Annotated in this window: 20 protein-coding genes and 1 tRNA gene; 11 read left to right on the forward strand and 10 right to left on the reverse strand. The window is 63.8% G+C overall.

The features are described from left to right. Positions 1–155: 155 nt before the first annotated feature. The 4 genes from cysT to rimO form a co-directional block, all read right to left on the reverse strand. Positions 156–992: a sulfate ABC transporter permease subunit CysT gene (gene cysT / locus ASD04_RS01085; protein ID WP_056251294.1), complete on the reverse strand. Its 837-nt coding sequence runs from the start codon at positions 990–992 to the stop codon at positions 156–158. A gap of 158 nt (positions 993–1,150) precedes the next feature. Then, complete coding sequence (locus ASD04_RS01090; protein WP_056251298.1) at positions 1,151–2,134, reverse strand: sulfate ABC transporter substrate-binding protein; 984 nt, start codon at positions 2,132–2,134, stop codon at positions 1,151–1,153. 204 nt (positions 2,135–2,338) lie between these two features. Next, on the reverse strand, positions 2,339–2,590 hold the full coding sequence (locus tag ASD04_RS01095) for a GlsB/YeaQ/YmgE family stress response membrane protein (RefSeq protein ID WP_056251301.1): 252 nt from the start codon (positions 2,588–2,590) through the stop codon (positions 2,339–2,341). Between the two features lie 204 nt (positions 2,591–2,794). Beyond that, positions 2,795–4,126 (reverse strand): 30S ribosomal protein S12 methylthiotransferase RimO, encoded by a 1,332-nt coding sequence (gene rimO, locus ASD04_RS01100; RefSeq protein ID WP_056251304.1) that lies wholly within the window; start codon positions 4,124–4,126, stop codon positions 2,795–2,797. Positions 4,127–4,379: 253 nt separating this feature from the next. Between rimO and ASD04_RS01105 the strand changes: the two genes are divergently transcribed. Further along, the gene (locus ASD04_RS01105) at positions 4,380–4,757 is read left to right on the forward strand and encodes a DoxX family protein (RefSeq protein ID WP_056251306.1); all 378 of its coding nucleotides are present in this window, start codon (positions 4,380–4,382) and stop codon (positions 4,755–4,757) included. A gap of 11 nt (positions 4,758–4,768) precedes the next feature. Here ASD04_RS01105 and ASD04_RS01110 read toward each other — a convergent pair whose 3' ends face one another. Both ASD04_RS01110 and lipB read right to left on the reverse strand, forming a co-directional pair. Then, positions 4,769–5,305 (reverse strand): DUF4282 domain-containing protein, encoded by a 537-nt coding sequence (locus ASD04_RS01110; protein ID WP_056251308.1) that lies wholly within the window; start codon positions 5,303–5,305, stop codon positions 4,769–4,771. A 27-nt stretch (positions 5,306–5,332) separates the two neighbouring features. Further along, positions 5,333–6,091, reverse strand: a complete 759-nt coding sequence (gene lipB / locus ASD04_RS01115; protein WP_056251311.1) for a lipoyl(octanoyl) transferase LipB — start codon at positions 6,089–6,091, stop codon at positions 5,333–5,335. 80 nt (positions 6,092–6,171) lie between these two features. Between lipB and ASD04_RS01120 the strand changes: the two genes are divergently transcribed. Together ASD04_RS01120 and ASD04_RS01125 are read left to right on the forward strand one after the other, a co-directional pair. Then, the gene (locus tag ASD04_RS01120; protein ID WP_056232721.1) at positions 6,172–6,405 is read left to right on the forward strand and encodes a FliM/FliN family flagellar motor switch protein; all 234 of its coding nucleotides are present in this window, start codon (positions 6,172–6,174) and stop codon (positions 6,403–6,405) included. A 109-nt stretch (positions 6,406–6,514) separates the two neighbouring features. Beyond that, positions 6,515–6,599, forward strand: a tRNA-Leu gene (locus ASD04_RS01125). Between the two features lie 58 nt (positions 6,600–6,657). On the opposite strand, the gene ASD04_RS19290 is transcribed toward ASD04_RS01125, so the two are convergent. Both ASD04_RS19290 and ASD04_RS01130 read right to left on the reverse strand, forming a co-directional pair. Then, entirely contained in the window at positions 6,658–6,813 is a 156-nt protein-coding gene (locus tag ASD04_RS19290; RefSeq protein ID WP_156461087.1) for a hypothetical protein, read from the reverse strand. Positions 6,814–6,898: 85 nt separating this feature from the next. Further along, positions 6,899–7,270, reverse strand: coding sequence for an MmcQ/YjbR family DNA-binding protein (locus tag ASD04_RS01130; RefSeq protein ID WP_056251314.1), 372 nt, complete (start codon positions 7,268–7,270; stop codon positions 6,899–6,901). A 106-nt stretch (positions 7,271–7,376) separates the two neighbouring features. On the opposite strand from ASD04_RS01130, the gene mgtE reads away from it, so the two are divergent. From mgtE to ASD04_RS01165, 7 genes are all read left to right on the forward strand, one after another. Beyond that, positions 7,377–8,792 (forward strand): magnesium transporter, encoded by a 1,416-nt coding sequence (mgtE, locus tag ASD04_RS01135; RefSeq protein WP_056251318.1) that lies wholly within the window; start codon positions 7,377–7,379, stop codon positions 8,790–8,792. 445 nt (positions 8,793–9,237) lie between these two features. After that, complete coding sequence (locus ASD04_RS01140; RefSeq protein WP_056251321.1) at positions 9,238–9,915, forward strand: glutathione S-transferase family protein; 678 nt, start codon at positions 9,238–9,240, stop codon at positions 9,913–9,915. Beyond that, on the forward strand, positions 9,912–10,337 hold the full coding sequence (locus ASD04_RS01145; protein ID WP_244488218.1) for a DUF1489 domain-containing protein: 426 nt from the start codon (positions 9,912–9,914) through the stop codon (positions 10,335–10,337). The genes ASD04_RS01140 and ASD04_RS01145 overlap by 4 nt, the downstream gene beginning before the upstream one ends. A gap of 77 nt (positions 10,338–10,414) precedes the next feature. Beyond that, the gene (locus ASD04_RS01150) at positions 10,415–11,134 is read left to right on the forward strand and encodes a hypothetical protein (protein ID WP_056251324.1); all 720 of its coding nucleotides are present in this window, start codon (positions 10,415–10,417) and stop codon (positions 11,132–11,134) included. Then, on the forward strand, positions 11,131–11,829 hold the full coding sequence (locus ASD04_RS01155; RefSeq protein ID WP_056251327.1) for a DnaJ domain-containing protein: 699 nt from the start codon (positions 11,131–11,133) through the stop codon (positions 11,827–11,829). Before ASD04_RS01150 ends, ASD04_RS01155 begins: the two co-directional genes overlap by 4 nt. Positions 11,830–11,937: 108 nt before the next feature. Then, positions 11,938–12,777, forward strand: a complete 840-nt coding sequence (locus ASD04_RS01160; RefSeq protein WP_056251329.1) for a division plane positioning ATPase MipZ — start codon at positions 11,938–11,940, stop codon at positions 12,775–12,777. Between the two features lie 116 nt (positions 12,778–12,893). After that, a complete protein-coding gene (locus ASD04_RS01165; protein WP_056251332.1) occupies positions 12,894–13,793 on the forward strand; it encodes a division plane positioning ATPase MipZ in 900 nt (299 codons plus the stop codon). Here ASD04_RS01165 and ASD04_RS01170 read toward each other — a convergent pair. Continuing rightward, on the reverse strand, positions 13,790–14,065 hold the full coding sequence (locus ASD04_RS01170; RefSeq protein ID WP_056251336.1) for a hypothetical protein: 276 nt from the start codon (positions 14,063–14,065) through the stop codon (positions 13,790–13,792). The genes ASD04_RS01165 and ASD04_RS01170 overlap by 4 nt on opposite strands. An 83-nt stretch (positions 14,066–14,148) precedes the next feature. Beyond that, entirely contained in the window at positions 14,149–15,753 is a 1,605-nt protein-coding gene (locus ASD04_RS01175; RefSeq protein ID WP_056251339.1) for a serine hydrolase, read from the reverse strand. A gap of 445 nt (positions 15,754–16,198) precedes the next feature. Here ASD04_RS01175 and clpS point away from each other — a divergent pair, with 445 nt between their 5' ends. Next, positions 16,199–16,615: an ATP-dependent Clp protease adapter ClpS gene (clpS, locus tag ASD04_RS01180; protein WP_082530900.1), complete on the forward strand. Its 417-nt coding sequence runs from the start codon at positions 16,199–16,201 to the stop codon at positions 16,613–16,615. Positions 16,616–16,617: the final 2 nt, after the last annotated feature.

A 16,617-nucleotide genomic window follows, 5' to 3' on the forward strand; every position in this document is an offset into this window, starting at 1 on the left:
ACCAATCACAACCACGATGTCATTCCGGCGGAGGCCGGAATCCATCTTGAGATGACTGAACCAGAGGTGACCGTGGATGGACCTCAGGATGGATCCCGGCCTGCGCCGGGATGACACCGAGTTTGTTTCGGGCAATGCCCTTCTCAGCCACGCCATCACCGGCTCCGCTCCGCATAGCGCACCTGCCAGGCCTGCAGGGCATTGGTCAGCAGCAGCGTCAGGAAGGCGGCCAGCAGCAGCACGAAGGCCAGAGCCGCGGCGCCCTCATAATTGTACTCGTCGAGCCGGATGAAGATCAGCAGCGAGACGATTTCGGTGAGGCCCGGCAGGTTGCCGGCAATGAACACCACGGCGCCGAATTCGCCGAGCGAGCGGGCGAAGGACAGGACGCACCCGGCCATGAAGGCGGGCAGGATGGTGGGCCAGATGACGCGGGCAAAGATTTGCCAGCGGGTGGCGCCGAGCGTGCGGGCCACCTCTTCGAGATCGGTCTGCAACTCCTCCAGCACCGGCTGCACCGTGCGCACTACGAAGGGGATCGAGGTGAAGGTCATGGCGACGATAATGCCGGCCTGTGTGTAGTTGACCTTGAAGCCGTTGGGCTCGAGGAACTGGCCGTACCACCCGGTATCGGCGAACAAAGTTACCAGCACGAGGCCGGCGACGGCGGTGGGCAAAGCGAAGGGCAGGTCGACCAGCGCGTCGAGCATGCGCTTGCCGGGAAAGCTGTAGCGGGTCAGCACCCAGGCCAGCAGCAGGCCGAAGACGCCATTGAACAGGGTGGCAACCAGCGCCGAGCTGAAGGTGATGCGATAAGCGGCCAGCGAGCGGTTGGACGCCACGATGCGCCAGAAATCCGCCCAGCCCATGCCCCCCACCTTGAGCAGCATGGCCAGCAGCGGCAGCACGACGATCACGGTGAGATAGAGCATGGAGACGCCAAGCGTCAGCCCGAAACCGGGCAACAGGTGCTTGCTGCGTTTCTTGGCCATCGATACGTGCCGTCCCTTGATCCTGTGGTCCTTACCGCGACGTCATTCCCGCAAAAGCGGGAATCCCCCTGCTGGACGAAGGGAGATTCCTGCTTTCGCGGGAATGACGCACTGAAGGTTGGGTCTCCCCAGTCGTGGGGAGACCATGAGCGGATCGATCACTGATTGAGGAACACCGTGTCGAGCAGGCCGCCATCGGCGAAGTGCTCGGCGGCGATGGCATCCCAGCCACCGAAGGCTTCCTCGGCCGTCACCAGACGGATTTCGGGGAAGGTTGCGGCATGGGCGGCGGCGACGGCCTCGTCATTGGGGCGGTGGAAGTTGGCGGCTGCCACTTCCTGGCCTTCGGGCGAGTAGAGGAAGTCGAGATAGGCCTTGGCCGCGTCGCGGCTGCCGCGATTGTCCACGACCTTATCGATGATGGCGACCGGGAATTCGGAGAGGAAGCTCACCGAAGGGGTGACCGGCAGGTACTTGTCGGTGCCCAGCTGGTTGGCAACGGCCAGCGTTTCGGCCTCGAAGGTGATGAGCACGTCGCCCAGCTGGCGCTCGGTGAAGGCGGTGGTGGCGGCGCGGCCACCGGTCTCGAACACCGGCACATTGTTGAAGAGCTTGGTGAGGAATTCCTCGATTTTCGCGTCGTCGCCGGCATATTCTTCCACCGCCCAGGCGCGGGCGGCCAGGTAGGTATAGCGGCCATTGCCCGAGGTCTTGGGGTTGGGGAAGATCACCTGCACGCCGTCTTCGGCCAGGTCGCCCCAGTCATTGATGTCCTTGGGATTGCCTGCGCGCACCAGGAACGAGGGGAAGGAATAGAAGGGCGAGGCATTGTTGGGGAACTGGGTGGCCCAGTCCGCGGCGACGAAACCGCCTTCCACCAGCTTGGCGATGTCGGTGACCTGGTTGAGGGTGACGACGTCGGCGGGCAGGCCCTCGAGTACGGCGCGAGCCTGGGTCGAGGAACCGGCATGGGACTGGTTGATCGTCAGCGTCGCTCCCGAAGCGGCATAGGCCGCATTCTCGGCCTCGAACAGCTCGCGGCCGATGTCATAGGAGGCGTTGAGGATATCGGTGGGCTGGGCGAAAGCCGGGGTGCTGCCGATGGCGACGATTGCGGCGGCGGTGGCGAGAAGCTTGTTCATCTGGCGCGATTTTCCAACGATTGAGAGAATTCGTTGGTGGCCAGATGCAATGGCGCTGCTCCAGAGGTCCAGCGGTAAAGCACTGTTTCGGATGACTAATTTACGGGCAGGTGGGATTGCCGAAACGCCGTTGCCGAAAGTGACGCCTCGGCGCGATTTCGTTTCTGGAGACGGGCGGCGACCCTGCGGCAGCCGCCCGGCAATTCATCGTGCTACGGCGCGTCCGATCAAAATGATGATACAGGCGCCGATGAATCCGGCGACCAGGTAGCCGATCCAGCCACCGAACGAAATGCCCAGCAGACCGAAGACCAGACTCGCCAGAATGGCGCCGACGATACCCAGAATGACATTCTTGAGCACGCCGCCGCCGGCATTCATGAACATGCTGGCCAACCACCCGGCTAAGCCGCCGATGATGATGGCTGCCAGCCAACCTACGCCGTCAAAAGCCATTCGCCTCTCTCCTGAAAATGGACTCGCAACATGACAAGCCTGTCACAGGTCTGTGAGAATGCAAAATGGCGAAGCCGGCAGACAAAAGGCACCTTGGCAAGAAGAGTCCGGTATTGCTCGCAAGTGTTTGAATACTCACCGCTTGTCACCCTCGGGCAAGCCCGAGGGTGACAAGCGGTGGGCGGAAGGCGGGCGCAGCCAGCTCTAGTTCAGCGCCTTCACCGGCTCGGCGAACAGGTCGTATTCGTCGCTGTCGGTGACCAGCACCTCGACCATGTCGCCCGGCTTGATGCCATCGGCATTGGCGATGATGACATTGCCGTCGATCTCGGGCGCGTCCCACTTGGAACGGGCGATGGCCTTGTTGGCTTCGGGCTGTACGTCGTCCACCAGCACCTCGATGGTGCGGCCGACCTTCTTGGCGAGTTGCCCCGTAGAGACGTTCTGCGCCACTTCCATCAGGCGCTCGAAACGGTCCTGCATCACTTCGTCGGGCACGATGCCGTCCAGCTCATTGGCCGGGGCGCCGGTGACGGGCTCATATTTGAAGCAGCCGGCGCGGTCGATTTCGGCTTCCTCGATGAAGTCGAGCATCATCTCGAAATCGTCCTCGGTCTCGCCGGGGAAGCCGACGATGAAGTTGGAACGCACGGTCAGGTCGGGCACCTGGCGCTTCCAGTCGAGAATGCGGTTGAGCGTCTTTTCCTGATGCGCCGGGCGGCGCATGGCCTTGAGCACCTTGGGGGAAGCGTGCTGGAAGGGAATGTCGAGATAGGGCAGCACCAGGCCTTCGGCCATCAGCTCCATCACAGCATCGACATGGGGGTAGGGGTAGACATAGTGCAGCCGCACCCAGGCGCCGAGCTGGCCCAGTTCCTTGGCGAGATCATAGAACTTCGCCTTGACCGGCCGGCCGCGATAATTGCTTTCGGCATATTTGATATCGACGCCATAGGCGCTGGTATCCTGGCTGATCACCAGCAGTTCCTTGACGCCCGAGCGGATCAGCCCCTCGGCCTCGCCGAGAATGCCGGCAGCCGGGCGCGAGGCCAGGTCGCCACGAATCTGGGGGATGATGCAGAAGGAGCAGCGGTTGTTGCAGCCTTCGGAAATCTTGAGATAGGCGTAATGGCGCGGCGTCAGCTTGAGGCCCTGTTCGGGCACCAGGTCGACGAACTTGTTGGGCACCGGCGGCAGATGTTCATGCACGGCCGAGACGACATTCTCGTATTGATGCGGGCCGGAAATGGCCAGCACCGACGGGTGGGTCTTGCGGATCAGCTCTTCCTCGACGCCCAGGCACCCGGTGACGATGACACGGCCGTTCTCGTTGAGGGCTTCCCCGATGGCTTCGAGCGATTCCTGCTTGGCGGAATCGAGGAACCCGCAGGTGTTGACCAGCACGATATCGGCCCCGGCATAGTCGCGGCTGAACGAATAGCCCTGCGAACGAAGCGTCGACATGATGCGTTCGCTATCGACGAGGGCTTTGGGGCAGCCGAGGCTGACGAGGCCAATTTTTGGCGCTTGGCTCATGTGAGCGGAATGTCCGGTGTGGGAATTGTTGCGCGCGTCATACAGAAAGTTTGACGGTTACGCAATGTGACTGTCTCCCGCGCCACGCGGGGCAGGGCTTCCCATTATGGCGGTCACATGACCTTGAACGCGCGTTTTAGCGAACAGTGCGTCCGCGACGGGGCCGGTTCTGCGATGCAGCCGATTGCTCTAACCGGCTTTTGCTAGATGCGCCGGAGTGGCGCAGCATTCCGATGCTCAAAGGAGCCACAACATGTTCGACCGTCTCTCCGCCTATGCGCCGCAGGCCCTCGCCGTGCTGCGCATCGTCACCGCCCTGCTGTTCATTCTGCATGGCACGCAGAAAGTCATCGGCTTTCCGGCCTCCGACATGACGCCGCCGCTGTTCAGCCTGTTCGGTGCGGCCGGCATTATCGAAATCGTGGCCGGCATCCTGGTGCTGGTCGGCTTCTTCACCCGTCCGGCTGCTTTCATCGCCGCCGGCGAAATGGCCGTCGCCTATTGGATGGCCCATGCCCCGGCCAACCTGTTCCCGGCCATGAATGGGGGCGATGCGGCAATCCTGTTCTGCTTCGTCTTCCTCTATCTGGTTTTCTCCGGCCCCGGCGCCTGGAGTATCAACAAGCACTAAGGCCGGAGCGATCAGCTCACATTCTGGGGCGGCGGCGTGCGCTTGGCCGTGCGGCGGGGCGCCTTGTGCGTCTCGCCTGAAGTGGTGGCCGGGCCGCGCGGTGCTTCCGGCGTTGCCGGCGGCACATAGGGCGCCGGTTCGGTGGCCGGGGTGATGTATTCGTCCGCCTCGGCGTAGTCGATATCCGCACCTTCCTCGGCAAGGTCGCGGATGGCGTCGCGCACTTCATCGAGCAGGCTGGCCGAATAGCGCGAGCGGTTGACGGTGTCGCCGCTCGATTCATGCGCCTTGAACCACACCAGCAGCGCCTCGCAGCCGATGCGCAGGCCCACCAGCGCCAGCAGGCCGAATACGGCGATTTCCAGCAGGCCCCAGAGTCCGTTGCCGAAACCGAAGCCGAAGGTCCAGAACAGGTGGCCGACCGCCCAGAGCAGGATGCCGGCAAGGCCCAGCGCGTAGAGGATGGGCACCAGCCGCGGCGACAGGATGGCGTCGAGCCGGAACAGGGTCTGGCGGGTGAACAGGCGTTTCAGGTCGTCCAAGGTCATCGCGTCCTCCAGGGCCCGATTCGATAATTATGCAACTTGGCTAGGCTGGCCCGCGCTGACAAGGCTTTCCTCGGGCATGGCTATGGTTGGGCCGAAGCGGCTCTCGAAGGCGGCGCGCAGCACGGAATCGACCTCTGGCATGGAAACGAGCTGGCCGAGATCCTCGAAGCTGGTGACGCCCTGGTCGGTGATGCCGCAGGGCACGATGCCGTCATAATGGCCCAGATCGGGCATGATGTTGAGCGAAATGCCGTGGAAGGTCACCCATTTGGAGACGCGCACGCCGATGGCGGCGATCTTGTCTTCCTTGCGCGGGCCCTTGTCCGGCCGCTGCACCCAGACGCCGATGCGGCCCTCGCGGCGCTCGCCCACGATATTGTGGGCGGCCAGCGTATCGATCACCCAGCCTTCCAGACCCTTGACCAGGCAGCGGATATCGCGGCCGCGCCGGGTCAGGTCGAGCATGACATAGGCCACGCGCTGGCCGGGGCCGTGATAGGTATATTGCCCGCCGCGCCCGGCGTCATAGACCGGAAAGCGGTCGCTCAGCAGGTCTTCGGGCAGGGCGGAGGTGCCCGCGGTATAGAGCGGGGGATGCTCCAGCAGCCAGATGGCTTCCTCGGCCTCGCCCGCGGCTATGGCAACGGCGCGGGCGCGCATGGTCTTGAGCGCCAGGGGATAGGGCACGGGGGCGGCCGAAATGATCCATTCTACCGGCCGCGCGTCGCTGCGTGCCAGTTTGCTACTGATTTCGCACGCATCGGTATCGCTCGTTAACGCTTCCATAACCATGCTTGCCAGAGAGTTACCTGTAAGAGATTCAGCGGCCGCATCATGCCGGCCGGGTCGGGGTTCGCTATCTATCTATGAGCACATTAGACAATATTGAAGTGGACATCACGGTCGAGCTTGGCGCGACGGTGATGCCGATTCACCATCTGCTGCGCATGGGCCGTGGCGCGGTGATCGAACTGGATGCCACCGAGAACGATCCGCTCAATATCTACGCCAACAGCACGCTCATTGCCCATGGCGAAGTGAGCGTCGAGGACGGCCACCTGCGCGTGCTGATCTCCGAGAAGATTTTCCGCCGGGGCTGACCGCTCTCCACAGCCTTCGGCAAATCGCGATTTAAGCGCTTGAGGTTGGCAGAGACCTTTGCTACATCCCCACTCGCTTCGCCCCCTGGGCGAGGCTCTACCAAAGCGTGCGGTCGTGGCGGAATTGGTAGACGCGCAGCGTTGAGGTCGCTGTGTCGCAAGACGTGGAAGTTCGAGTCTTCTCGACCGCACCAATCATCCCCTCCGGGGATGAGAAACAAAAAAGGCCGTCCTTCGGGACGGCCTTTTGTCTTAGGTGGCGGGCGGAGCTGCCGGATCGGCGGGCGCCATGGTGTCGGTCGGGGCGGCATCGGCGGGAGGAGCCGTGCTGTTGTCCGGGGCGTCGCCACAGGCAGCCAGAGCGAGCGCCAGCACGACGGCCAGCGGCGCGAGCAGTTTTCGGGACATGGGATCTCCTTGGGTGAACCTTGATTGATCTTGGTCTTCAAACACCCGTGAGCTAATTGCCCCATTGGGGCAAAGATGGGGCTGACTAGCCGCCCATCGGCGCGGTGGTCGGCCGCGCCGATGCCAGTTTCTTCGGCGCCTTGAAGCGCCATGCATCTTCCAGGCGCAGCGACAGCTCCTCGTCGGCGATGGCGTCGAGCCGGATCAGCACCGCCGGATAGCCGACATAATGGTCGGTCTCGAAATAGATGTCGGGCGAGATTTCCATCAGCAGCGTCTTCTGCTCGGACGGGCAGAGCAGAACCAGCGTGGCCGAATCCTTGAGCCGCACGAAGCTCTTGTCGCGCACCTTGAGCGCCGGCGTGCCATAGCTGGTGGATCGCGCCACGCCCGGCAGGCCGCGGGCGCCGGCCAGTTGCTCGATACGGGTGAAAATCTGGTCGAGATCATTGGTCATTTTGTGCCTAACCATCTCAAATCCCTCTTCTTAGTCTGGCGCATCGCAGCCTGATTGGCTACAGCTTGGCCTGCCCCCGAAACTGCGGACACACAAAGGGCTCCCTATGAGCACAGATCCCGAAATCGTGCCCGGCCCCGAGGCCGGGATTGCTGCCAGCGTGTTCCGCGACGCCGAGGACCGTATCAGTCCGCTGTGGCTTGAACGCCTGCGCGCCTATTTGGCTGCCGGCCGGGATGGCGATGTTGCGACGGTGGTGGAGCCGCTGCATGCCGCCGACCTGGGCGACGTGCTCGAATCGCTCGATGCCGAGGAACGCCTGCACCTGGTGCGGCTGCTGGGCGACCGCTTCGACTATTCGGCGCTGACAGAGGTCGACGAGAGCGTTCGCGTCGAGCTGATGGAAGAGCTGCCCAATGCGGAAATCGCCCGCGGCGTCAGCGGTCTCGACAGCGATGACGCGGTGGCCATCCTCGAGGACCTGGACCACGAAGACCGCGAAGAGGTGCTGGCCAAGCTGCCGACCTTCGAGCGGCTGAGCCTCAAGCGCAGCCTCGATTTTCCCGAAGATTCCGCCGGCCGGCGGATGCAGACCGATTTCATCGCCATTCCGCCCTTCTGGACGGTGGGCCAGACCATCGACTACCTGCGCAGCGAGCCCGACCTGCCCGATGAATTCTACCAGATCTACGTGGTCGATGCGTCCTATCAGGTGCTCGGCACTCTGCCGCTCGACAAGTTCCTGCGGGCGCCGCGCGTGACCTCCATCGAGGCGCTGATGAACACCAACCTGGTGCTGGTCGATGCCAACGAGGACCAGGAAGAGGCCGCCCGCGACTTCGAGCGCTATGACCTTGTCGAAGTCGGCGTCATCGACGAAAGCGGGCGGCTGGTCGGTGTGCTGACCATCGACGACATCGTGGACGTGATCCACGAGGAAGCCGACGAGGATATCAAGCTGCTGGCCGGCGTGGGCGACGAGGATATTTCCGATTCCACCGTCGACACGGTGCGCAGCCGTGTGCCCTGGCTGGTGATCAACCTGGTGACCGCGGTGGCGGTATCCTTCGTCATCGGCCTGTTCGGCGCGACCATCGACCAGATGGTGGCGCTGGCGGTGCTGATGCCCATCGTCGCCTCGATGGGCGGCAATGCGGGCACGCAGACCATGACGGTGACCGTGCGGGCGCTGGCCATGCGTGAGCTGGACGGGCGGCGCCTGCGCCGGCTGGTCGGCCGCGAAATGGTGGTGGGCCTGGCCAATGGCGTGATCTTCGCCATCCTGATCGGACTGGTCACCTGGGCGCGGTTCAACGATTTGCAGCTCGGAATCGTCATTTCGCTCGCCATGATCATCAACCTGATCGTCGCCGGCACGGCGGGCATCCTGATCCCGGTCATGCTGGACAAATTCAAGGCCGACCCGGCCATAGCCTCGGCAGTCTTCGTGACCACGATCACCGACATGGTGGGGTTTTTCGCGTTTCTCGGGATAGCGGGGCTGTGGTTCGGGCTGTTTTAGCTTCAGGGGCACGCCCTCAGGGTGAGGTGCGAGCTCTTGTGAGCCTCGAACCACGAGGGCGCGGCAACAAGCCTAAAATACCCCCACTCACCATTCCGCCCCCCTTAACCAGCCAGCCCATCCGCGCGCCTGTGGACTGTGGCAACTTCGCCGCTTGCAAAGCATTTATGACGCAGTTAACGATTTGCTACCGGGTGCTGCCTGCGTGCAACGCTCAAGCCCCGGAGTGAACGGCTGACAAGGAGCGATCATGCGAAGTCAACCGAAGACCACCGCCACGATGTGGCGAGCAGCGACCTGGACCCTGGTCTGCCTGCTCTCAATGGGACTGGTTTTCTCCGTCGTTGCTGGCGTTTAGTTTGAAACGCTAGAGTTCTTCACTAACAGCAATTCGGAAGGGCGCCCGGGCCACTGGGGCGCCCTTCGTTCTTCCTGGAGGCATCCGATGAAGCTGCTGATCGGCAATCGTAACTATTCGACCTGGTCGCTGCGCCCCTGGCTCGTGCTCAAGCATTTCGACATTCCGTTCGAGGATGAAGTGCTGCAATTGCAGGGCGAAGGGTTTCGCGATGTGCTGGCGCAGCGTTCGCCCACCGGCAAGGTGCCGGTTTTGCAGGACGGCGACCTCGCCGTGGTGGAAACCATCGCCATCATCGAATATCTGGCCGACCGCTTTCCCGACCGGGCCATCTGGCCCGCCGATATCGGCGATCGGGCGCTGGCGCGGGCTGCTGCTGCCGAAATGCACTCGGCCTTCACCGCTCTGCGCAGCCATGCGCCGATGAACCTGCGCGCCTCGCATCCGGGCAAGGTCAGCACCGATGTCGTGGCGCGCGACCTGCACCGGCTCGAAACGCTGTGGGGCGGGCTGCTGGCGCGCTCGGGCGGGCCATTCCTGTTCGGCGCCTTCACCGCGGCCGACGCCATGTTCGCGCCCGTCGCCACGCGCATCCGCACCTATGCCCTGCCGGTTTCCGACATTGCCGCCGCCTATGTGGAAGCCATCTACGGCCTGCCGGCCTTCCAGGAATGGCTGGCTCTGGCATTGCATGAACCCTGGATCGTCGATGAGGATGAGATCGACGTCATCCAGGGCCGCGTCAAGCCGGGGACACTGGCATGATCCACATGATCAAGCTCTGCGTCGGCGTCTCCAGCCTGGCGGAACTCGAATCCTATCGCAATGAGCGGGCCCATTGGTGGGATGCCGACTATGGCGAGGATGTGCATGTGCACCGCACCCGCATGATGCCCAAGCGCGCTGCCGAGATGGAGGGCCAGGCCTCGATCTACTGGGTGATAGCGGGGCAGGTGGTGTGCCGGCAGCCGATTCTGCGGCTGGCGCGCTTCACCAATGCCGAGGGCATCGACTATTGCGATATCATCATGGCGCCGGACATGGTCCGCACCATTCCCTATCCAAAGCGCCCCTTCCAGGGCTGGCGCTACCTGCGCCCCGAGGACGCCCCGCCCGATCTCGGCGCCAACGAGAATGCCGAATCGCTGGCTTTGGCGGCCGACCTGGCCAAGCTGGGGCTGATCTGAGATCTCTTACCTCTCCCCCGAAGGGAGAGGTAAGAGACGCCCTTGCCCAACGGCCCGCCCGCCCACATATTGCATCCATGGTGGACAAGGACCCGATTGCCCGAAGACCGACAGGCCTGCCCGGACAGGGCAAGGTCAGCGGCGACATTGCCGCTTTCGTCAGCAAGGTTGGCGCCATGGCGCGGCCCAATGCGGCGCAGGATGGGCGCCTGCTGTTCGCGCTCGATGCCACGATGAGCCGGCAGCCCACCTGGGACCTGGCCTGTTCGCTGCAGGCCGAGATGTTCAAATCCATTCCGAAAGACAGCGCCTTGCAGGTGCAACTGCTGTATTTCCGCGGCTTTGGCGAATGTCGGGCCTCCAAATGGGTGCTCGACGCCTCTGCGCTGGCGCGGCTGATGACCGGCATTGATTGCCGCGGCGGCAATACGCAGATCGGCAAGGTATTTGCCCATGGCAGGACCGAGCACGCCAAGCGGCGGATCAATGCGGTGGTCTATGTCGGCGATGCCATCGAGGAGAATGTCGACGATCTCTGCGAGAAAGCCGGGCAACTGGGCCTGCTGAACTGTCCGATATTCGTGTTCCAGGAAGGACAGGATAGCAGGGTCGAAGCGGGTTTCCGCGAATTTGCGCGCCTCACCAAGGGCGCCTATGCCCGCTTCGATGCCTCTGCGCCGCAGGAGCTGGCGGCCTTGCTCAAGGCGGTGGCGGCCTATGCCAGCGGCGGGCGCGACCTATTGAAGCTCCAGGGCAGCGGGCAGGCACAGGCCCTGCTGGCGCAGCTGCCGCGATGAGCTGGGTCTTTCTCGGCGGCTTCGTGCTGCTCGGTGCGCTGGCGCTCTACCAATATCTCGGCAAGATGGATCGCCGCCGGCTGATGCGCGGCTTGCGCTGGCTGGTCGGAGGCGGGCTGGCGCTGGTCGCTGTTTTGCTGCTGCTGGTGCGGCGCTTCGACATCGCCCTGTTTGCCGCGGCCGGCGCCGCCCAGGTCTTTCGCATGGGGCGGCTGGGGCCGTTTTCCTTCGATGCGGCTGCGGCCGACAAGGGCAATGTCTCGGCGGTGCGCAGCTATTATTTCTCCATGGAGCTCGACCACGATACCGGCGCGGTCACCGGCAATGTGGTGGCAGGGCAATATGCCGGCGCCGATCTGATGGATCTGGGGGAGGTCGAGACGCGGCTGCTGCTGGCCGAGGTGGAGGGCGATGCCGACAGCATGAGCCTGCTCGAAAGCTGGCTCGATGCCAACAGATCCGGCTGGCGCGAATATTTCGCGGCCCAGGATGCAGGCGAAGCGCCACCGGCCGCGCCGGCGGGCGATCCCCTGGCCGAAGCCTATGCCGTGCTGGGGTTGAAGCCCGGCGCCAGCGACGAGGATATCCGCTCCGCCCATCGCGAGCTGATGAAGGGCGTTCACCCCGATCACGGCGGCTCGAGCTACCTCGCCTCCAAGATCAACGCGGCACGAGACTTGTTGCTGAAGCAATAGCAGGGTCACACCCGCATATGGGGACCGCCCTCGGATTTGATATTAACCACCCGTTAACCATAGCGGCCCTTGTTAGCAGCCTGATGGTGCACTGATTTGGGGGCGGCGATGGCGCGTGATGGGGCGCATGTCATTGTGGTGGGCAACGAGAAGGGCGGGTCGGGCAAGTCCACCACGGCCTTTCACCTGGCGGTGTACCTGCTTTATGCCGGCCACCGCGTCGCCACCATCGATGTGGACAGCCGCCAGCAGACGTTGACGCACTACCTGCGCAACCGGCGCGCGCATAGCCAGGAAACCGGGCGCCGCCTGCCAAATCCGCTGCATTTCCACCTGCCGGCGGCCTGGGGCGATTCCGTCAAGGAAAACCAGCAGGCCGAGTTCGATGTGTTCACCCGCGCCGTGGGCGAGGTCGAGGACAGCGTCGATTTCCTGGTCATCGATACGCCCGGCTTCGATACCAACCTGACGCGGCTGGCTCATTCGCTGGCCGATACGCTGCTCACGCCGGTCAATGACAGCCTGATCGATCTCAATGTGCTGGCGCGGGTCGACCCGGAAACCGGGCTGCCGGTCGAGACCAGCCATTATGCCCGGCTGGTGCAGCGCGCCCGCTCCGAGCGCATGGCCGTCGATGGCGCCTCGATCGACTGGGTACTGGTGCGCAACCGCATCTCCATGCTGGCGTCGCGCAATGCAAGGCAGGTGCAGTCCACGCTCGAGGGCATAGCCACCCGCTTCGGCTGCCGCGTGGCCGATGGCATTGCCGAGCGCGTCATCTTCCGCTCGCTGTTTCCCAGCGGCACCACCGTTTTCGATCCGCTGGACGAGGATGGCGAAGCCTCGACCGTGTCCCATGTCAGCGCCCGCCAGGAGTATCGCAACCTGGTCGCCGCGCTGAACCTGCCGTTGCGCGGTGCCGCCGAGCCGGTGCGCCTCTCGGCCTAGGCGGGACGGAAGGCAGTATTTCGCGTTAAGCCTTTAACGAATTATTCACCCTCTGCACTCTTGCCAGTGCGGCTCGCAGCCACGACAGTCCCGCGCAGGCGTAAACGGGTGGGGCGATGGCTCGGCGGGGCGTGCATGTCATTGTGGTCGGCAATGAGAAGGGCGGGTCGGGCAAATCGACCACGGCCTTCCATCTGGCCATTTACCTGCTCTACGAAGGCTTCAAGGTTGCCTCCATCGACGTGGACAGCCGGCAGCAGACACTGACCTGGTATGTCCGCAACCGCCGTGACTGGGCGCGCAACCGCGGCTTGCGTATTCCACACACCACCCATTTCCACCTGCCGCTGGCGCGTGGCGATTCCGTACGGGAAAACCACCGCGCCGATTTCGACCTGTTCCGCCAGGCGGTGGCGGAGGTGGAGCACGATGCCGATTTCCTGGTCATCGACACGCCCGGCTTCGATACCAACCTGACGCGGCTGGCCCATTCGCTGGCCGATACGCTGGTGACGCCGGTCAATGATAGCCTGATCGATCTCAACGTCATGGCGCAGATCGATCCGGTCACCGGCGAGCCGCGCGAGATGAGCCACTATTCCCGGCTGGTGCAGCGCGCCCGCTCGGAGCGGCTCGCTATCGATGGCAAGACCATCGACTGGGTGCTGGTTCGCAACCGCATCTCCATGCTGTCGTCGCGCAATATGCGGCAGGTGCAGACCATGCTGGAGCGGATCGCGCTGCGGCTGGGCTGCCGGGTGGCCGACGGCATTGCCGAGCGGGTGATCTTCCGCTCGCTGTTTCCCACCGGCATGACGGTGTTCGATCCGCTGGACGAGGATTTGCTGGGTGGCCTGCCCTCGATGTCGCATATGAGCGCGCGGCAGGAATACCGGAACCTGGTATCGGCGCTGCACCTGCCGACGGCAGAAATAACGGCGGCGCACAAAGCGCAGGCGCCGGCGGACAGCGATCCCGTCCACAAGTTCATTCACATGATGCAGACGGACAACTAGGCGTCACGCTGTCCGAAGATCAGGTCCACGGCGCGGGCGCCGCCGGGGGCGAAGACGTCGAGGTCGATGTTCACCGGCTCCTGCACCATGCGCCGGGTGCGGGCAGACAGCGCCAGCACCACGCCCAGCAGATCGCCGACGCCGCGCTTGCGGGGCAGCATGCGCTGGGTGATGCCTGACAGCGCGCGGTTGCGCACCGCCATGTCTTCCGAGGCAAGGCTGGAGCGGCCGACGAAATTGGCCAGCTCGGTAAGGGCAGTATTTTCGCTCATTGGGCTACTCCAAACACAGGCACCAATTTGCTTCCCCAGGGTGGCCGGCACTCACTGGCGCCGGCTCGTTTGTTGTCGGTTGTCTAGCTCTGCATCGCCAGGCAGCTCATATCCTGCTGCTTGAGCTGGTTGCACATGGCCGTGGCATCGTCGCGTCCGCCAAAGCCGATGAAGCGGGCGCGGAAGAAGATCTGGCCGTTCTTTTCGAAGCGCTCCACATAGGAGCGGAAATCGCCCAGCGTGCCGACCTTGCCGGCAGCGTCGGCGAGCATGGAGCGGGCGCTGTCCTCGGACGGGCCGGCGCCGATCTGCACCACCCAGCCGCCGGGGGCGGTGCCGGTATCGGCCGTGGTTACCGAGCCGGAGGTCAGGAGGTCGACCGGCTGGCCACTCTGCTGCGTGCCGACATTGGCCGGCGGCGGCTGGAAGCCGAGCGGGGCGGAAGGTACGGTCTGGCCAAGGGCTGCCGGTGGCGCGCCCAGATTGTAGCTTTCGCTGAGCCAGGCGCCGATAATGTCCTGGCTCGGATAGGCGGGCTGCGGCGCCTGCGACGGCGCGGCCAGCGTATTGGCGGCCTGCACAGCCGGCTGCAGGCCGAGATCGGCCGGCATGGGAGCGGGCACCGGCGCCACACTGGCAACCACCACGTCGGGCATGGGCTGCATCGCCGGCGCCTGCGGCTGGGCGCCATTGGCGGCGACAAGCTGCGCCAGGCGGAAGCCGGGCAGGGGCATGGGCATGACGAAGACCGGCTGGCTGGGCTGGGCAACCGCAACCTGCACGTTACCATTGCCCTGGCGGCCCGGCATCGGGATCAGCGCGGTCTGCAGATAGTCGCCGCGGCGGCCCTTGGGCAGGTAGGTGGCGACGAGCTGGCGGACCTTCTCGTCACGCGCGCCGGCAGTGTTGAAGCCGAAGGCGACGACGACTATGTGGCGGCCGTCCTTGCGGGCAGCGGTCAGCAGGTTGGAGCCGGCGGCGTTGATATAGCCGGTCTTGATACCATCGACGGCGCCCATATAGCCAAGCAGCCGGTTGTGGTTGCCATAGGTGGATTTGCCATAGCTGAAGCTGCGGGTCTGGAAGAATTCGTAATAGCTGGGATAATGCTGGTAGATGGCGATGCCCAGGATGGCCTGGTCGCGCACCGTGGTCACCTGGGCGCCATCGGGCAGGCCCGAGGCGTTGCGATAGGTGGTGTTGCGCATGCCCAGGGCCCGGGCCGTGGCGGTCATGCGCTCGGCGAACTTGGACTCGGTGCCCGAGATATGCTCGGCGATGACGCGGGCCATGTCGTTGGCCGACAGGGTCACGATCGACTTGATCGCGTCCTCCACCGTAATGGTGGCGCCGGCGCGCAGGCCCAGCTTGGTGGGCACGGCGGCCGCGGCATGGGCCGATACGGTCATCTTGGTGGAGAGCTTGAGATTGCCCGCGCTCAACTCCTGGAACAGAATATAGAGCGTCATCACCTTGGAGACGGAGGCCGGATAGCGCTTGCTGTCGGCGGCTTCCTCATAGAGCACCTGGCCCGACTTGGCGTCGACCACGATGCCGGCATATTTGCGAAGGTTTTCAATGGCCTGGGCCGGCGCCACCGTATGGGCGCTGACCACCAGGGCGACAAGGACTGCGGCAAAGGCGCGAACGAACACGACGCGCCATGGGGTTTTCGCCTGGGAAGCCACCCGGTACTCCAACTTTACTCTCGGACGCTTCTGCGCCCGTACGCAACACAACTGGCTGGATGATCCCGGGTGAGCCCCACGCGCCCGAAAAGTCCATTATTGGAGGAAGATAGCTCCCTGCCGTTACCATTCCGTAAAATGCGAACGAATCTGGCGGCGGTGTGGAAAGCGGGTCACGGATAGGTGAAGGGGGCTAAAAGGTGCCACGCCCTCGTGGTTCGAGGCGCTGAAGAACGCGCACCTCACCATGAGGGCTGCTTTGAGCGCAGTATATCAGTAGCCCTCATGGTGAGGCGGGAGCGAAACGACCCTCGAACCACGAGGGCGTGGCACCGTTTCCGACCTTCACAAAATCGAGACATCATGCCCCTTAACACCGGCCATCTTTTGCCTACATAATAGTCCTCACCATGCTGCTTCGTTTCCTCACGACAGATGTCCTGCCATGAATATCAATGACCTCCTCGCTTTCACCGACGAGGCTCCGGGCGCCCTGCGTCTGGTGCCCGTACCCGCCCTTGCGGGGCCCAAGGAGGACGATTCCGACACCGGCGGCGGCAAGGGCGGCACCGAAACCGGGACGATCACCAAGACCCGTTCCAAGACCAAGCGCCCGAACCTCTATCGGGTGCTCCTGCTCAACGACGACTATACGCCGATGGAATTCGTCATCCTGGTGCTCCAGGACGTGTTCAACAAATCGCGCGAAGACGCCGAGCAGGTCATGTGGCACGTTCACCAAAAGGGGGTGGGTGAATGTGGCGTCTATCCATACGAAGTGGCCGAGACCAAGGTCACGCGCGTCATGGATACGGCACGCAAGAACCAGCATCCGCTGCAATGCGTGATGGAAAAGCAATAGGA

Origin of the sequence: Devosia sp. Root436 (assembly GCF_001426345.1) — a bacterium.
GTDB lineage: Bacteria > Pseudomonadota > Alphaproteobacteria > Rhizobiales > Devosiaceae > Devosia.

Excerpts from the sequence above, each read along its gene's own strand:
- cysT (WP_056251294.1), bottom strand. The coding sequence starts at position 992 with ATGGCCAAGAAACGCAGCAAGCACCTGTTGCCCGGTTTCGGGCTGACG.
- ASD04_RS01090 (WP_056251298.1), bottom strand. The coding sequence starts at position 2,134 with ATGAACAAGCTTCTCGCCACCGCCGCCGCAATCGTCGCCATCGGCAGC.
- ASD04_RS01095 (WP_056251301.1), bottom strand. The coding sequence starts at position 2,590 with ATGGCTTTTGACGGCGTAGGTTGGCTGGCAGCCATCATCATCGGCGGC.
- rimO (WP_056251304.1), bottom strand. The coding sequence starts at position 4,126 with ATGAGCCAAGCGCCAAAAATTGGCCTCGTCAGCCTCGGCTGCCCCAAA.
- ASD04_RS01105 (WP_056251306.1), top strand. The coding sequence starts at position 4,380 with ATGTTCGACCGTCTCTCCGCCTATGCGCCGCAGGCCCTCGCCGTGCTG.
- ASD04_RS01110 (WP_056251308.1), bottom strand. The coding sequence starts at position 5,305 with ATGACCTTGGACGACCTGAAACGCCTGTTCACCCGCCAGACCCTGTTC.
- lipB (WP_056251311.1), bottom strand. The coding sequence starts at position 6,091 with ATGGAAGCGTTAACGAGCGATACCGATGCGTGCGAAATCAGTAGCAAA.
- ASD04_RS01120 (WP_056232721.1), top strand. The coding sequence starts at position 6,172 with ATGAGCACATTAGACAATATTGAAGTGGACATCACGGTCGAGCTTGGC.
- ASD04_RS19290 (WP_156461087.1), bottom strand. The coding sequence starts at position 6,813 with ATGTCCCGAAAACTGCTCGCGCCGCTGGCCGTCGTGCTGGCGCTCGCT.
- ASD04_RS01130 (WP_056251314.1), bottom strand. The coding sequence starts at position 7,270 with ATGACCAATGATCTCGACCAGATTTTCACCCGTATCGAGCAACTGGCC.
- mgtE (WP_056251318.1), top strand. The coding sequence starts at position 7,377 with ATGAGCACAGATCCCGAAATCGTGCCCGGCCCCGAGGCCGGGATTGCT.
- ASD04_RS01140 (WP_056251321.1), top strand. The coding sequence starts at position 9,238 with ATGAAGCTGCTGATCGGCAATCGTAACTATTCGACCTGGTCGCTGCGC.
- ASD04_RS01145 (WP_244488218.1), top strand. The coding sequence starts at position 9,912 with ATGATCCACATGATCAAGCTCTGCGTCGGCGTCTCCAGCCTGGCGGAA.
- ASD04_RS01150 (WP_056251324.1), top strand. The coding sequence starts at position 10,415 with ATGGTGGACAAGGACCCGATTGCCCGAAGACCGACAGGCCTGCCCGGA.
- ASD04_RS01155 (WP_056251327.1), top strand. The coding sequence starts at position 11,131 with ATGAGCTGGGTCTTTCTCGGCGGCTTCGTGCTGCTCGGTGCGCTGGCG.
- ASD04_RS01160 (WP_056251329.1), top strand. The coding sequence starts at position 11,938 with ATGGCGCGTGATGGGGCGCATGTCATTGTGGTGGGCAACGAGAAGGGC.
- ASD04_RS01165 (WP_056251332.1), top strand. The coding sequence starts at position 12,894 with ATGGCTCGGCGGGGCGTGCATGTCATTGTGGTCGGCAATGAGAAGGGC.
- ASD04_RS01170 (WP_056251336.1), bottom strand. The coding sequence starts at position 14,065 with ATGAGCGAAAATACTGCCCTTACCGAGCTGGCCAATTTCGTCGGCCGC.
- clpS (WP_082530900.1), top strand. The coding sequence starts at position 16,199 with ATGAATATCAATGACCTCCTCGCTTTCACCGACGAGGCTCCGGGCGCC.